The organism is Pseudomonas capeferrum (genome assembly GCF_000731675.1).
GTDB classification, from domain to species: domain Bacteria; phylum Pseudomonadota; class Gammaproteobacteria; order Pseudomonadales; family Pseudomonadaceae; genus Aquipseudomonas; species Aquipseudomonas capeferrum.
Genome location: NZ_JMIT01000002.1, coordinates 842,764 through 857,376, shown reverse-complemented (window position 1 = coordinate 857,376; position 14,613 = coordinate 842,764). Strand labels below are relative to the sequence as shown.

General features: G+C 62.4%; 13 protein-coding genes. 7 read left to right on the top strand and 6 right to left on the bottom strand.

Annotation, left to right across the window (positions count from 1 at the left end):
- Positions 1-81: 81 nt before the first annotated feature.
- The gene (locus tag PC358_RS16410; RefSeq protein ID WP_033701168.1) at positions 82-2,394 is read right to left on the bottom strand and encodes a TonB-dependent receptor; all 2,313 of its coding nucleotides are present in this window, start codon (positions 2,392-2,394) and stop codon (positions 82-84) included.
- A gap of 221 nt (positions 2,395-2,615) precedes the next feature.
- Here PC358_RS16410 and PC358_RS16405 point away from each other — a divergent pair, with 221 nt between their 5' ends.
- Entirely contained in the window at positions 2,616-3,296 is a 681-nt protein-coding gene (locus PC358_RS16405; RefSeq protein WP_033701166.1) for a Fe2+-dependent dioxygenase, read from the top strand.
- Between the two features lie 3 nt (positions 3,297-3,299).
- Positions 3,300-4,049 carry a tetratricopeptide repeat protein gene (locus tag PC358_RS16400; protein ID WP_033701163.1) on the top strand — a complete coding sequence of 250 codons (750 nt, stop codon included), beginning with the start codon at positions 3,300-3,302 and terminating at the stop codon, positions 4,047-4,049.
- A 157-nt stretch (positions 4,050-4,206) separates the two neighbouring features.
- On the opposite strand, the gene PC358_RS16395 is transcribed toward PC358_RS16400, so the two are convergent.
- Positions 4,207-5,370 (bottom strand): type III PLP-dependent enzyme, encoded by a 1,164-nt coding sequence (locus tag PC358_RS16395; RefSeq protein WP_033701161.1) that lies wholly within the window; start codon positions 5,368-5,370, stop codon positions 4,207-4,209.
- A 506-nt stretch (positions 5,371-5,876) separates the two neighbouring features.
- Between PC358_RS16395 and PC358_RS16390 the strand changes: the two genes are divergently transcribed.
- The 3 genes from PC358_RS16390 to PC358_RS16380 all read left to right on the top strand — a co-directional run bounded on the left by PC358_RS16390 (position 5,877) and on the right by PC358_RS16380 (position 9,882).
- Complete coding sequence (locus PC358_RS16390; protein ID WP_033701160.1) at positions 5,877-6,362, top strand: sigma-70 family RNA polymerase sigma factor; 486 nt, start codon at positions 5,877-5,879, stop codon at positions 6,360-6,362.
- A gap of 20 nt (positions 6,363-6,382) precedes the next feature.
- Entirely contained in the window at positions 6,383-7,345 is a 963-nt protein-coding gene (locus PC358_RS16385; protein WP_033701159.1) for a FecR family protein, read from the top strand.
- A gap of 107 nt (positions 7,346-7,452) precedes the next feature.
- Positions 7,453-9,882 (top strand): TonB-dependent siderophore receptor, encoded by a 2,430-nt coding sequence (locus PC358_RS16380; RefSeq protein WP_077068619.1) that lies wholly within the window; start codon positions 7,453-7,455, stop codon positions 9,880-9,882.
- A 111-nt stretch (positions 9,883-9,993) separates the two neighbouring features.
- Here the strand turns inward: PC358_RS16380 and PC358_RS16375 are convergent, their stop codons facing one another.
- The 4 genes from PC358_RS16375 to PC358_RS16360 are packed head-to-tail and all read right to left on the bottom strand — an operon-like array spanning position 9,994 to position 13,436.
- On the bottom strand, positions 9,994-11,151 hold the full coding sequence (locus tag PC358_RS16375; protein ID WP_033701154.1) for an osmoprotectant ABC transporter ATP-binding protein OsmV: 1,158 nt from the start codon (positions 11,149-11,151) through the stop codon (positions 9,994-9,996).
- Positions 11,148-11,801: an ABC transporter permease gene (locus PC358_RS16370; protein WP_033701152.1), complete on the bottom strand. Its 654-nt coding sequence runs from the start codon at positions 11,799-11,801 to the stop codon at positions 11,148-11,150. The genes PC358_RS16375 and PC358_RS16370 overlap by 4 nt, the downstream gene beginning before the upstream one ends.
- A complete protein-coding gene (locus tag PC358_RS16365; RefSeq protein ID WP_033701150.1) occupies positions 11,798-12,709 on the bottom strand; it encodes a glycine betaine ABC transporter substrate-binding protein in 912 nt (303 codons plus the stop codon). Before PC358_RS16365 ends, PC358_RS16370 begins: the two co-directional genes overlap by 4 nt.
- A gap of 13 nt (positions 12,710-12,722) precedes the next feature.
- On the bottom strand, positions 12,723-13,436 hold the full coding sequence (locus tag PC358_RS16360) for an ABC transporter permease (RefSeq protein ID WP_033701148.1): 714 nt from the start codon (positions 13,434-13,436) through the stop codon (positions 12,723-12,725).
- 435 nt (positions 13,437-13,871) lie between these two features.
- Here PC358_RS16360 and PC358_RS27245 point away from each other — a divergent pair, with 435 nt between their 5' ends.
- Together PC358_RS27245 and PC358_RS16355 are read left to right on the top strand one after the other, a co-directional pair.
- Complete coding sequence (locus tag PC358_RS27245; protein WP_258714449.1) at positions 13,872-14,204, top strand: type II toxin-antitoxin system RelE/ParE family toxin; 333 nt, start codon at positions 13,872-13,874, stop codon at positions 14,202-14,204.
- Entirely contained in the window at positions 14,188-14,517 is a 330-nt protein-coding gene (locus PC358_RS16355) for a helix-turn-helix domain-containing protein (RefSeq protein ID WP_033701147.1), read from the top strand. The genes PC358_RS27245 and PC358_RS16355 overlap by 17 nt, the downstream gene beginning before the upstream one ends.
- Positions 14,518-14,613 lie beyond the last annotated feature (96 nt).

Genomic DNA, 14,613 nt, shown 5'->3' with positions numbered 1-14,613 from the left:
CCGCAACCTGCGCGGCGTGCATTATGCCTTGGTACGCAAAAGCCCCGCTCACTGGAATGAACGGGGCTCCGGGTTGCTGCGTTAGAAGTGGACGCTGGTGGTCAGCAACGCGGTCCGGCCCGCCGCCTGGTTGGCGAAGTGGGTGGAGAACGCCTTGTCGTAGTACACCTCGTTGGTCAGGTTCTGCACGTTCAGCTGCAGGTCGACGTTCTTGGTCAGCTTATAGGCCGCCATGGCGTCGTAACGTACATAGCTGTCGACCATGGTGGTGTTGGCCACGCTGCCGTAGACGTCATCCACATAGAACGCGCCGCCACCGACGGTGAGCTTCGGCGTGATCGCGTAAGTGGTCCACAGGCTGGCGCTGTTGTTCGGCGTGTTCGGCAGCTGGTTGCCGTCGTTGGCCTTGCCCAGCGCGCCACCGTCGATCTGGCGGGCCTGCATGTAGGTATAACCGGCGAAAACCTGCCACTCGTCGGTCAGCTTGCCGCTGGCCGACAGCTCGATGCCCTGCACGCGGGTTTCACCGACGTTTTCGTAGCTGGTGGTATCTACCTGCACGCGAGCGTTTTCCTTCTCGGTGCGGAACAGCGCGGCGGCCAGGGACAGGCGCTGGTCGAGCAGGTCCCACTTGGTGCCGATCTCGTAGTTGGTAGTTTCTTCCGGCTCCATGTCGCTGCTCAGCAGGTTGCCGGCGCGGTCACTGGTGTTGCCCAGCGGGTTGCCTTCGGTGCCTTCACCCAGCATTGCGCCGGGTGGCGTTGCGGAGGTGGCGTAGGAAACGTAGATGCTGCCGTTTTCGGCCGGTTTCCAGACCAGGCCCAGCTGGCCGGTGATGAACTCGCTGGTGTCACGGCCCTTGGAAGCAACGCCCTTGCTGTTCACCACGGTAGCGCCGGCGGCATCGTAAGTGCGGTACTGGGTGTCGAAGTGGTCGTAGCGCAGGCCCATGTTCAGCAGCCAGTCAGGCGTCAGCTCCAGGGTGTCGAACACGTAGAGGGCGCGGGTGTTGCTCTTGGTGTCGGTGCCCGCGTAGTTGCGCGCAATATTGCCGTTCCAAGGGTCGTCCGGGTTCGGGTTGCTCAGCGAGGTGCAGTTGTAGCCGCTGCTGGCGCCGATCATGCCTGGGGTGCAGTTGCTGTTGGCGCTGCCCCCCGGCACGGTATCGGTGTCAACGGTGTAGGACGAACGCTTGCTCTCTTCGCGGCTCAGCTCGATACCGGTGGAGAAGCTGTTCTTCATGCCGCCCAGGTAGAACTCGCCAAACAGGTCAGTCTGGTTGGTGGTGGTGGCGGTGTTGCCGACGCGGCTGTTGGCACGGCGCCAGACGCTGCCGTTGTTGACGTTGCCCTTGCTGTCGTCCGGCTGGGTCAGGATGTAGTCCTGCATGCTGTTGCCATGGCGCAGGGTGTTCTTGACGGTCAGCGAGTCGGTCAGGTCGTGTTCGATCGCGAAGGTGGCGATGTCGACCCGGCTCTTGCGGAAGTCACGGCCGGTCAGGCCGTAGAAGTTGTCGCTGTCGCCACCGTCGTTCGGCTTGCTCGGGTGCGCCGAGGTGCGCCCGCCGCTGCCCGAGGTCGGGATGGTGTAGGGAATGCCCGAGTCCGGCAGGTCGTCGCTTTCCAGGTGGTAGTAGTCGAGGTTGACGCGGGTCGGCGTGCCCAGGCCGAAGGCCAGGGACGGGGCGATGCCCCAGCGGTCGTAGTTGACCTTGTCACGGCCGGCGACGTTGCTCTCGTGGGTCATCAGGTTGAGACGACCGGCGACGGTGTCGCTGAACTGGTAGTTGCCATCGAAGGTGTAGCGTTGGGTCTGGTCACTGCCCCAGGTCCAGGCGCCGTCCAGCGAGTTGCCCAGGTGCGCACGCTTGCTCACCAGGTTGATGGTGCCGCCTGCGGCGCCTCGGCCACCGATGGCCGAGTTCGGGCCCTTGGCCACTTCCACCGACTCGATGGCGAAGATCTCACGGGTTTGCGCGCCGGTATCACGCACGCCGTCCAGGTAGGTATCGCCCTGGGCGTCAAAGCCGCGGATGAACGGGCGGTCGCCCTGGGGGTTGCCGCCTTCACCGGCACCAAAGGTGATGCCAGGTACCGTACGCAGGGCGTCCTGCAGGCTGAGGGCGTTGGTGTCCTTGATCACCTGCTGCGGAATCACCGTGACCGAGCGCGGTGTATCGACCAGCGGCGCGGTGTACTTCTGCGACGAGGCTTTCTCGACCTTGTAGTCGGTGCTGGCCTGTTCGGCCTTGCCGTTGACGCTGGTGGCATCAAGGGTAACGGCACGGTTGGCGGCAGGCTCGGCAGCGTAGGCGGTCGAGGCAGTGATGGCGACGCCGATGGCGGTCACGATCAGGCGTGGCGAACTCACAGCAGATGGCACGTAGTGACGCATTGGTAAGGACCTTCCCCAAGGTGATAAGGCGGCGGATCTTAATGTAAGCAATTGTGACTAACAATTGAGAGTCGTTACCATTCGTGAGGAATTTACAATCTTTACAGTTTGCCGTTACGGTTTTCGTCGGCTGAAACGTCTTAATCGGCGAATGGGGCTTGTGGTGTGTAAAAGGTAATCAATATCATTGACGCCTTTACATTTGCCCAGGTGCCGCCGCCATGCTGCTTCACATTCCCGGCCTGTTCGATGCCGACGAACTCGCGCGTATCCGTGAGGCCCTGGAGCAGGCTGACTGGGCCGATGGCAAGGTCACGGCGGGTTATCAGTCGGCCAAGGCCAAGCACAACCTGCAGTTGCCTGAAGGCCACCCGCTGGCCAAGGAGCTCGGCAGCGCATTGATCGACCGCCTGTGGAAAACGCCCCGGTTCATGTCGGCAGCGCTGCCGCACAAGGTCTTCCCACCGCTGATCAATTGCTACCGCGAAGGCGGCAACTTCGGCTTTCACATCGACAATGCCCTGCGCCAGCCCAAGGGCAGCGCGGAGCGGGTGCGTACCGACCTGTCGTCAACGCTGTTTCTCAGCGACCCGGACAGTTACGACGGCGGCGAACTGGTGATCCAGGACACTTATGGCGTGCAGCAGGTGAAGCTGGCGGCCGGCGACCTGGTGCTGTACCCCGGCACCAGCTTGCACAAGGTCAACCCGGTGACACGCGGCCAGCGCTATGCTGCGTTTTTCTGGACGCAAAGCCTGGTGCGCGAAGACAGCCAGCGGGCGCTGTTGTTCGAGATGGACAATGCCATCCAGCAACTCACCGCCGATGTGCCCGAGCACCCTTCGCTGCTGCAGTTGACGGGTACCTACCACAACCTGCTGCGCCGCTGGGCTGAGGTCTGAGACGTGTCATACCAATTGCGTCGTGAAGAAGTGATCGATGTTGCAGGCCTCAAGGCCATGCTCGAAGACAGCCCCGGCAAGGCTGCCCAGGCGATCCTGGCGGCAGCGGGGCAGGGGGCGGTCGAGGCACAGTTGCTGCTGGGGCAGATTCTGCTCGACGGGCGTGGCATCGAAGCCGATGCCGGTGTGGCCCGGCGCTGGTTCGGCATCGCCGCCCAGGCTGGCAATGCCATGGCGCACAACATGCTTGGGCGTTGCCTGGAACATGGCTGGGGGGGGGAGGTGAGCCTTTCGCAGGCGGCCATCCACTATGCGCGTGCGGCCGACGCGGGGCTGGGCTGGGGCCTTTACAACCTGGGCAACCTGCTGGCCACCGGGCGTGGGGTGCCGGCAAACCAGGCCCAGGCGTTGCTCTGTTACGAGAAAGCGGCGCACATGGGGCATGCCAAGTCGATGAACTTGTATGGGCGTTACCTGGAGCAGGGCATCGCCACGGCGCCCAGCCCGGCGCGGGCGGTGCGCTGGTATCGACGTTCGGCAGAGGCGGGGGACTTTCGCGGCATGTTCAGCCTGGCGCTGGTGCTGGTCGAGCGTGGACAGGTGGCTGAGGCTGGGCCTTGGCTGGAGCGTGCGCGGGTTGAGGGGAATGTGAATTTTCTGCGCAGTGCAGTGGCCACTCTGCAGGGCGCTGGACCGTTGCTGGTGGGGTATGCTGCCGGGTACGCCGAGGAACTCGAACAGCGTCGGGAATAATGTTTACAGTGCCGGCCTCTTCGCGGGGCAAGCCCGCTCCCACAGGTTATCTGTTCCTGTGGCACAGCAGGGTCCGGTGGGAGCGGGCTTGTCCCGCGAAGAGGCCGGCATTGACACACACACACATGAAAACGGGGCCTTTCGGCCCCGTTCTTCATTACAGGTAGTAAGCCTTCAGCGGCGGGAAGCCGTTGAATTCCACCGCGCTGTAGCTGGTGGTGTAGGCACCGGTCGACAGCCAGTACAGGCGGTCGCCGATCGCCAGGTTCAGCGGCAGGCCGTACTTGTAGTGCTCGTACATGATGTCGGCGCTGTCGCAGGTCGGGCCGGCGATGACCACTTCTTCCATCTCGCCTTTCTTCTCGGTCCAGATCGGGAACTTGATGGACTCGTCCATGGTTTCGATCAGGCCGGAGAATTTGCCCACGTCGGTGTACACCCAACGCTCGACCGCGGTACGCGACTTGCGCGCTACCAGCACCACTTCGCTGACCAGGATGCCGGCGTTGGCGATCAGCGAACGGCCTGGCTCGAGGATGATTTCCGGCAGGTCGTCACCGAAGTCTTCCTTCAGGAAGCGGATGATCTCTTCGGCGTAGGTTTCCAGGCTGTTGGTACGGGTGATGTAGTTGGCCGGGAAGCCGCCACCCATGTTGATCAGTTTCAGCTCGATGCCGTCTTCTTCCTTCAGGCGCTCGAAGATCACCTTGACCTTGGCGATGGCCGCGTCCCACACGCTGATGTCGCGTTGCTGCGAACCGACGTGGAAGGAAATGCCGTACGGCACCAGGCCCAGGTCGCGGGCGAGGATCAGCAGGTCCATGGCCATGTCGGTCTGGCAGCCGAATTTACGCGACAGCGGCCAGTCGGCAGGGGTGGAGCCTTCGGTGAGGATACGCACGTAAACCTTGGAACCCGGCGCGGCCTTGGCGATATTGCGCAGGTCGGCTTCCGAGTCGGTGGCGTACAGGCGCACGCCCTTCTCGTAGAAGTAGCGGATGTCCTTGGATTTCTTGATGGTGTTGCCGTAGCTGATACGGTCGGCGCTGACGCCACGGTCCATCACTTTGTCCAGCTCGTAGATCGAGGCGATGTCGAAGCTCGAGCCTTTGTCTTTGAGCAGGTCGATGATCTCGACCGCCGGGTTGGCCTTGACTGCGTAGTAGACCTTGGCGAATTCGAAACCGGCGCGCAGGTCGTCGTAGGCCTTGCTGATCATCTGGGTATCGATGAGTACGAACGGGGTTTCTTGCTTGTCAGCGAACGCCTTCATTTTCTGGAAGGTGTCACGCGCGAAATAGTCTTCGACCTGGATCGACATGCTCAGGGACTCCATGGGCAAACTGAAAAGATAAGTGGCTGCAAACTGAACGTCCTCCGTATCCCCACTTTGGTTCGCCTACTCAGTACTTGAGCCGGATGGATCGTTTCCAGCATGGACGTTCGGCGCGCACTTTAGGGCGTGAAGAATGCAAGATCAACAGGCAATCCGGGCATGTTCGTCGCGGATCGACGACCTGCCATTTGAATAACCGACTCATGTGACCGGCAGATGTTCCCTGGGATGTTTGAAGCGTTAAATATTGTGGAATGGACCGTTTCGGCCCTTTGGCGGGTGAACCCGCTCCCATAGGGATTGCGCTAATCCTGTGGGCGCGGGCTCACCCGCGAATGGCCCTGAGGTGTTCATATTTATGGCCACATTTTCCTGGCACTGCAGTGCCTGAAATCCCTATAAATTTTTTGTTACCGACTGACGGATTTGCCGTGCTTGATGAGAAACATTACTATTCGCAGCCTTATCTGCCTCCCTGACGAACCCCGACCGTGTCCGGACCCAAAGGCTTCCTCGACCATTACCATGAGCTGATCGGCACCTGGACGCGCAAGCTGCGCAGTCGTCAGCAGGCCGAGGACCTCGCTCACGATGCCTTCGTACGGGTACTGGAAAACCCCCGCGAACAGGTCGAGCAGCCCCGCGCCTACCTGCACCAGACCGCCCGCAACATTGCCGTGGACGGTTTTCGCCGTGAAGACCGGCGCCAGGCACTGGCGCTGGAAGCCTTTGAGGAAAGCGCCAGCCACAGCGGTGACCCTGAAGCCTACGTACACGCGCTGGAGCTTGCCGACAGTGTCGAGCGGGCGCTGGCCGAGTTGCCGCTCAACTGCCGGCGGGTGTTCATCTGGCAGAAGCTCGAAGGCCTGACCCAGGCCGAGATTGCCGAGCGCATGGGCTTGAGCAAGAACATGGTCGAAAAGTATATGATCCGCACCCTCCGACACCTGCGTGAGCATCTGGATGTGTCGGCATGATGAGTCAGGAGACCTTTTCGATGAAACGGCACGGTACCGATAGCGTCCGCGAGCAGGCGGCCGAATGGTTCGCCCGCGTGCAGGATGCGCCGCGGGATGCCGAGCTGCTGGCCCGCTTGCAAGGGTGGCTGGAGGCGGACCCACGCCATCGCGAGGAATACCAGCAGCTCGCCAGCCTCTGGCGCGCCGCCGACTTCATACCGCGCCAGCGCCTCGATGCCCTGTGCGCGCCAGAGCCCGTGCGCCAGCTGCCTCGGCGGCGTTTGCTGCGCCAGGCTTTGGCGGCCGGTGTGGCAGTGGTTGCCCTGGGGCTCGGCTGGAGTGGCTGGCAGTACCAGCGCCTCAATCATCAGGACCTGTTACAGACTGCCTTCGGTGAGCGCCGCCAGGTCGAACTGCCGGACGGCTCGCAGCTGACGCTCAACGGCGGTACGCAGTTGCAGGTCGATTTCAGCGCGGGGCGGCGGCACATTCAACTGAACGCCGGTGAGGCGATGTTCATCGTCGCCCACGACAGCAGCCGACCGTTCGTGGTCGACACGGCCCAAGGCAGCGTGACCGTCACCGGCACCCGCTTTGATGTACGGCTGGACCCGGCCGCCACCCGCGTAGCGGTCGAGCAAGGCTCGGTACGGGTGCAGGGCAAGGATGCTTCGCTGGCGCAACTGACGGCCGGCCTGGGCGCGCATATAGATGCACAAGGCAAGGTGGCGGCGCCCTACGCGGTCAATGCCGCAGCCCTGACTGCCTGGCGCCAGGGCAAGCTGGTGTTCGACAACGCCACCCTGGCCGAGGTGGTGGCCGAAGTTTCCCGCTACCGCACCCAGCCGCTGCGGGTTGCTCCCGGCAAGGTGGCACAGATGCGCCTCTCAAGCACCTTCAGCACCGACGACACCGATGCACTGCTGCGCGCCTTGCCGAGCATCTTGCCGGTGGGCATCAAAGCCCATGAAGACGGCTCTCGCGAAATAATCGCGAAATAGATTCAGGTTTATTTCAGCTCGTTCGTCTTCCTCGCCAGCTGCAACTGCCAAGCATTTACATTTGCATGCGGTTGGCGTTTATCCCGCACTTCAGGATGTCTGACGACGTGAACAACAACAAATCCTTGCCACGCTTTCGCGCCCTGGCGCTGGCTCTCGCGGTCAGTGCCGTGGCCGTCAACAGCCACGCCGAACAGGCTGGCGGCGCAATCCAGATCCAGGCACAACCGCTGGCCTCGGCCCTGAGCCAATTGGGCCAGCAGACCAACCTGCAACTGTTCTACAGCCCTGAGCTTGTGGCCGGCAAACAGGCCCCGGCGGTGTCCGGCAACCTGGCGCCGGTGCAGGCGCTGCAACAGTTGCTGCAAGGCAGCGGGCTGACCTTCGAGCTGGCCCAGGACACAGTGGTGGTAAAGCCGCTGCCGACCACCCTCGACCTGGGCAGCGGTAGCCTGGAGCTGGCGCCCACCGACATCAAGGTGGTCGGTGACTGGCTGGGCGATGCCGACCAGGCCGTGGTGCAGAACCACCCCGGTGCGCGCACCGTGGTGCGTCGCGAGGCCATGGTCGAGCAGGGTGCAATGAACGTTCGCGACGTGCTGCGCGGCATCCCTGGCGTGCAGGTGCAGGACTCCAACGGCACCGGTGGCAGCGACCTGTCGCTGAACGTTGGCGTGCGCGGCCTGACCTCGCGGCTGTCGCCCCGCTCGACCGTGTTGATCGATGGCATCCCGGCGGCGTTCGCCCCTTATGGCCAGCCGCAGCTGTCGATGGCGCCGATCTCTTCGGGCAACCTGGACAGCATCGACGTGGTACGCGGCGCAGGTTCTGTGCGCTACGGCCCGCAGAACGTCGGTGGGGTGATCAACTTCGTTACCCGGGCGATCCCAGAGAAGGCCTCGGCTGAGCTTTCCACCACCTTGGAAACCTCGCAGCATGGCGGCTGGAAGCACACCGAGTCGGCCTTCGTCGGCGGCACCGCCGACAACGGCATGGGCGTAGCACTGCTGTACACCGGGGTGAACGGCAACGGTTACCGCGAGAGCAACAACGGCAACGACATCGACGATGTGATCCTCAAGACCCACTGGGCCCCGACCGACGTCGATGAGTTCTGGCTCAACTTCCATTACTACGATGGCCGTGCCGACATGCCCGGCGGCCTGACCCAGGCCCAGTACGACAGCAACCCGTACCAGTCACTGCGCGACTACGACTACTTCGCCGGCCGGCGCAAGGATGTATCGTTCAAGTGGCAGCGCCAGCTCGACGACGCTACCCAGTTCGAAGTGCTGACCTACTACACCGACAGCTTCCGTGGCAGCGCCATCGCCTCGCGTGACATGAAGACCCTCTCGTCGTACCCGCGCAACTACCACACCTTCGCCATCGAACCGCGCCTGTCGCGGATCTTCTTCGCCGGCCCCACTACCCAGGAAGTCAGTGTGGGTTACCGCTACCTGAAAGAGGCCATGCGCGAGCAGTCGACCCGCCTGGCGCTGATCGACAACGTGCCGACGCCAACCCCGACTTCTGATGGCCATGTGTTCCAGGACCGTAGCGGCGGCACCGAGGCCAGCGCCTACTACATCGACGACAAGATCGACGTCGGCAACTGGACCATCACCCCAGGCATCCGCTTCGAGCACATCAACACCGACTGGCGCGACCGCCCGGTGCTGGACGCCAACAACCGCCCGGTGGCAGAGAAGAAGCGCAGCATCACCAGCAACGAACCGCTGCCGGCACTGAGCGTGATGTACCACCTCTCCGATACCTGGAAGGTGTTCGCCAACTACGAGACCTCGTTCGGCAGCCTGCAGTACTTCCAACTGGGCCAGGGTGGTACCGGCAACAGCACGGCCAACGGCCTGGAGCCGGAAAAGGCCAAGACCTATGAGGTGGGTATGCGCTATGACAACGGCGGCTTCGCCGGTGAACTGACAGCGTTCTACATCGACTTCGATGACGAGCTGCAGTACATCAGCAACGATGTCGGCTGGACCAACCTGGGCGCCACCAAGCATCAGGGTATCGAAGCGTCGCTGCGTTTTGACCTGGCCGAGCTGGACCCGCGGCTCGAAGGCATGTCGGTGAATGGCGGCTACACCTATACCCGTGCCAATTACGAAGGGGAGATCCCAGGCTTCAAGGGGCGTGACCTGCCGTTCTACTCACGCCAGGTGGCCACTGCCGGCGTGCGCTATGCGATCAACCGCTGGACCTGGAACCTGGACGCCTATGCCCAATCCAAGCAGCGTGCGCCGGGCACCGGGATCAATAGTGATGGCAGCTTCAATGGTGACTACATCACCGAGCCGAGTGCCGATGGGCAATATGGGGATATTCCGGGTTACGTGACCTGGCATGCCCGTGGGGGGTATGACTTCGGGCCGCAGATGGCCAACCTGAAGGTGGCGGCGGGGGTGAAGAACCTGTTCGACAAGCAGTACTTCACCCGCTCCAGCGACAACAATGCTGGCCTCTATGTGGGTGAGCCGCGGACCTTTTATGTGCAGGCCAGTTTAGGGTTCTGACACAGCGTCGTCCCATTCGCGGGGCAAGCCCGCTCCCCACAGATGTGTGTAGGAGCGGCCTTGCCGGGGCGCCGGACCGGTCGGAAAGGGGCGCAAAGCGCCCCCAAAAAATCAGGAAACCACCGCCTCAGCCGGCGACACAATGCTGGTCTTCGCCCCACGCGATCGCCCCGAGCTCAAGTAAGCCGCAATCGACTCCTGCGTCACCTCGCCCAAGAACACCTGCTCGGCATCCAGCACCGGCAACCACGCCCGGTTGAACTCGTACATCCGCGACAGCAGGATGCGCAGGTTCTCATCGTGCGATGCGGTGGCATTGAACTGGCGCAGGAAGTCGCCGCAGGCCCCTTGCTGGCGGTGCATGTCGCGCCGGCGCACATAGCCCAGCGCCTTGTTCTGCGCATCGGTCACCACTACATAGCGGCGGTCGTGCTCGTCCAGCAGCTCCAGCGCATCGCTCACTGGCGTGTCCGGGCTGACTGACGGGGCGTTGTCCGCCGCATCTTCGGCACGCACCAGCAACAGGCGTTTCAAGGTGCTGTCCTGGCCGACGAAGTTGCTGACGAAGTCATCCACCGGGTGCGCCAGCAGGGTGTCCGGGTGGTCCAGCTGCAACAGCTTGCCGGCACGGAAGATGGCGATCTTGTCGCCCAGCTTGAGCGCTTCGTCGATGTCGTGGCTGACCATGATCACGGTCTTGTTCAACGCCCGCTGCATCTCGAAGAACTCGTTCTGAATCATCTCGCGGTTGATCGGGTCGACTGCGCCGAACGGCTCATCCATCAACAGCACCGGCGCGTCGGCAGCCAGCGCGCGGATCACGCCGATACGCTGCTGCTGGCCACCGGAAAGCTCACGCGGGTAGCGCTGCAGGTACTGCTTTGGCTCGAGCTTGATCATGTGCATCAGCTCGCGGGCGCGGTCGTGGCACTTCTGCTTGTCCCAGCCGAGCAGGCGCGGGACCACGGTGATGTTCTCCTCGATGGTCATGTTGGGGAACAGGCCGATCTGCTGGATCACGTAGCCAATGTGGCGGCGCAGGGTGACTTCGTCCAGCCCGCTGGTGTCTTCGCCATTGATGAACACCTGGCCGGAGGTGGGCGTGATCAGGCGGTTGATCATCTTCAGCGTGGTGCTCTTGCCGCAGCCCGAGGGGCCGAGGAATACGCAGATTTCGCCTTCGTTGACGGTCAGGCTGACCGCGTCGACGGCTTTGACATCCTTGCCGTTGACGTTGAAGGTTTTGCTGAGGTTCTTGAGTTCGATCATGAGCGCAGTCCTTCTGGAGTCAGGGCACGTTGCAGGGTTTGCAGGAGCAGGTCGGCGATGATCGCCAGCAGGCTGACCAGCACGGCGCCGACCAGCAACATCGACATGTCGCTGCGGCTGATGGAGGTCAGGATGAGCACGCCCAGGCCACCGGCACCGATGGTCGCGGCGATGGTCATCACGCCGATGTTCATTACCACGGCGGTGCGCACGCCGGCGAGGATCACCGGCACCGCAATCGGCAGTTCGACCATGCGCAGGCGTTGGCCGAAGGTCATGCCGATACCGCGCGCGGCTTCACGGATACCGGGCTCGACGTTGGTCAGGGCGAGGTAGGTGTTGCGCAGGATCGGCAGCAGTGAGTAGAGGAATACCGCAGTGATCGCCGGCAGCGGGCCGAGGCCTTGGCCGAACTTGGAATAGAACGGCAGCAGCAGGCCGAACAGGGCGATCGAGGGAATGGTCAGCAGCACCGTGGCGCTGGCCTGCAGCGGGCCTGCGACGGCCGGGAAGCGGGTCATCAGGATGCCCAGTGGCACGCCGACGAGGATGGCCAGGCTGACGGCGACGCCGACCAGCATGATGTGTTGCCAGGTCAGTTGCAGGACCTGGGCCCAGTCGAGGTGGGCGAAGGTGTCGAGCAGGCTCATGGCTGTACCTCCTTCAAAGGATGCTCACGCAGGAAGGCTGCGGCCACGGCGGTGGGGTTCTGGTGTTCGACGTCGACCTGGGCGTTGAGCTGGCGCATGGTTTCGTCGTCGAGCTGCTCGGCCAGCGGCTTGAGCAGGGTGGCCAGGTTGGGGTTGGCGTCTAGCACGGCTTTGCGCACCACCGGGGCGGCGGTGTAGTCGGGGAAGTAGTGCTTGTCGTCGTCCAGCAGTTTGAGGTCGAAGGCGTTCAGGCGCCCGTCGGTGGTGTACACCAGGCCGGCGAACACCTGGTTGTTGCGCATCGCGGTGTACACCAGGCCGCCATCCATCTGGCGGATGTTGCGGCGGTCCAGCGGCAAGCCGTACAGCTCGCGCAGGCCTACCAGCCCATCAGGGCGGTTGGCGAACTCGGTGTCCAGGGCCACCAGGTGGGTGCGGTCGTGCTCATCACGCAGCACCTGGTTGAGGTCGCTGATCGAGTTCACCTGCGGGTAGGCTTCGGCCACTTGCTTGGGCAGGCCCAGGGCATAGGTGTTGCTGAAGTTCGAGGGGGTCAGCCAGATCAGGCCCTTTTTTGCGTCCAGTGCCTTGACCTTGGCGTAGGTGGCCTCGGCGTTGGGCATGCGTTCGTCGATGTGGTTGTACGACACCAGCGATACACCGGTGTATTCCCACATCAGGTCGAGCTGGCCGGTCTCTTGTGCCTGGCGGGCGATGTTGCTGCCAAGGCCGGTGGTCACGCGCACATCGAAACCGTTTGAGCGCAGGTATTGGGCGGTGATTTCGGCAAGCACGGTCTGTTCGGTGAACACCCGCGCACCGATACGGATCAGCGGTTTGTCCGCTGCCTGGGCAAAACCTGCGAACAGCAGGGCCGCGCCCAGCAGCAAGGCGATTCTCTTCTTCATACGTTCCCTCTTCTTATTGGGCCAGGCCACGTTCCAGCCAGCGCCTGCTGGAGAAGCTCACCAGGGCGTCGAGCAGCAATGCCAGCAGCGCCGTACAAGCGGCGCCCAGCAGCAGCTGCGGCTGGTTGTTCAGGGCGATGCCAGGGAAGATCAGGCTGCCCAGGCTGTTGGCGCCGATCAGGAACGCCAGGGGCGCGGTGCCCACGTTCAGGGCCAGGGCAACACGCACACCGCCGACGATGATCGGCACGGCATTGGGCAATTCCACCTGCCACAGTTGCTGGCGCGGGGTCATGCCGATGCCGGTGGCGGCTTCCTTGAGCGAGGCGGGGACGTTTTTCAGGCCCTCGTAGGTGTTGCGCACGATGGGCAGGAGGGAGGCGAGGAACAGCGCGAAGATCGCGGGCCCGGCGCCGATGCCCAGGATACTGAGCGCGATGGCCAGAACGGCCAGAGGGGGAATGGTGTTGCCAACGTTGAAGAACTGCATGAAGCGTTCGGCTTTGTCGACCCGGTGCGGTCGACTTAACGCAATGCCGGCGGGGATGCCCACGGCCAACGCCGCCGCCATCGAAGCCAGCACCAGTACCAGGTGCGCTTGCAGGTAGAACCCAAGATCGTCGCGGTAACGCGCGATCGTGTCGATGCCGATCCAGTGGATCAGCAGGGCCAGGATGACGAGCACGGTGGCGCATCCCAACAGCCCTTTTCCGTAGCGTGTAGCCACAGGCGGACTCCTTGTGTTGTCGGCGAGCACACTTCTTTTTTTGCCGGCCATCACTGGCGGCGGTGGGTGTGTTCGCGAGTAGCAGCGTGATGCGTGCGCAAGGCAGCGATCAGGCCATGAGCCGAACCCCGTCGGGCCCGAAAAAGCTGATGAAACCAGTCCCCAAGCGAAGCGGGTTGCAGGGGAGTGGACGTCTCCGAGGGCGTAAAGGTTCCCATCTGAGGCGGCATTTGGCCAGTGTTAATCACTGGGTCAGTGAACTTTCGTACGAAAAAACAGCGCAATTCCTACCTTAAGGCGTTGGTTTACCTGCTTTCGATCCATTTGTCCTGATGGACAAAATTCCTCTCTCGATTTCCTTGATATCTATTTGAAGGAATATTCTTTGGGGGGTATATTTTGTCTTGGTCGATACATTTCTGTACCGAATTCGTCGTGGAGTTCGAAGGGTTCGACAAGCAGGTCCAGAAAGAGCTCGTGGCCCATCTGAGGCTATTGGAGTTTCAAGGGCCAACCCTGGGTAGGCCGAGGGTGGACACACTGAAGGGGTCTCGTCACAACAACATGAAAGAGCTGAGATTTTCTGCGTGTGATGGAGTCTGGCGTGTTGCATTTGCTTTTGACCCAGCGCGTAAAGCCGTAGCTCTGGTAGCTGGAAATAAGACGGGACTCAGCGAAGCACTGTTTTACCGGAGACTGATCAAGCGGGCCGATGATCGTTTCGACAAGTATTTACGAGAAGGAGATAGCAATGTCCAAGACACTTGATGAGGTCATTGAGAGTTTGCCACTGGAACTGCAGGTGGCAGCCGAAGCGCGAGGGCGTGAGCTGATACGCGAAGAGATGACATTGCAGGCGTTGCGCAAGCAGCTTGAGCTGACCCAGGAAAGCATGGCCGAAAGGCTGGATATCAGGCAGGGCAACATCTCCAAGGTCGAAAATCGCTCCGATATGCTGATTTCTACACTGCGCAGCTATGTTGAAGCGATGGGGGGGACGCTTGAGCTGGTGGCGCGCATGCCGGGTCGCCCTCCTGTCACCTTGGATGGGTTCACCGATAGCGCCACTAGCAGCAAGTAACTCAGCATCCGCTCGACGGGGGGCGGGGATCAAATTTTGGTCCCCGGCCAAACTCAGGTATGATATTGCCCCTTTTCGAATCCCCCAGTCAGGCGA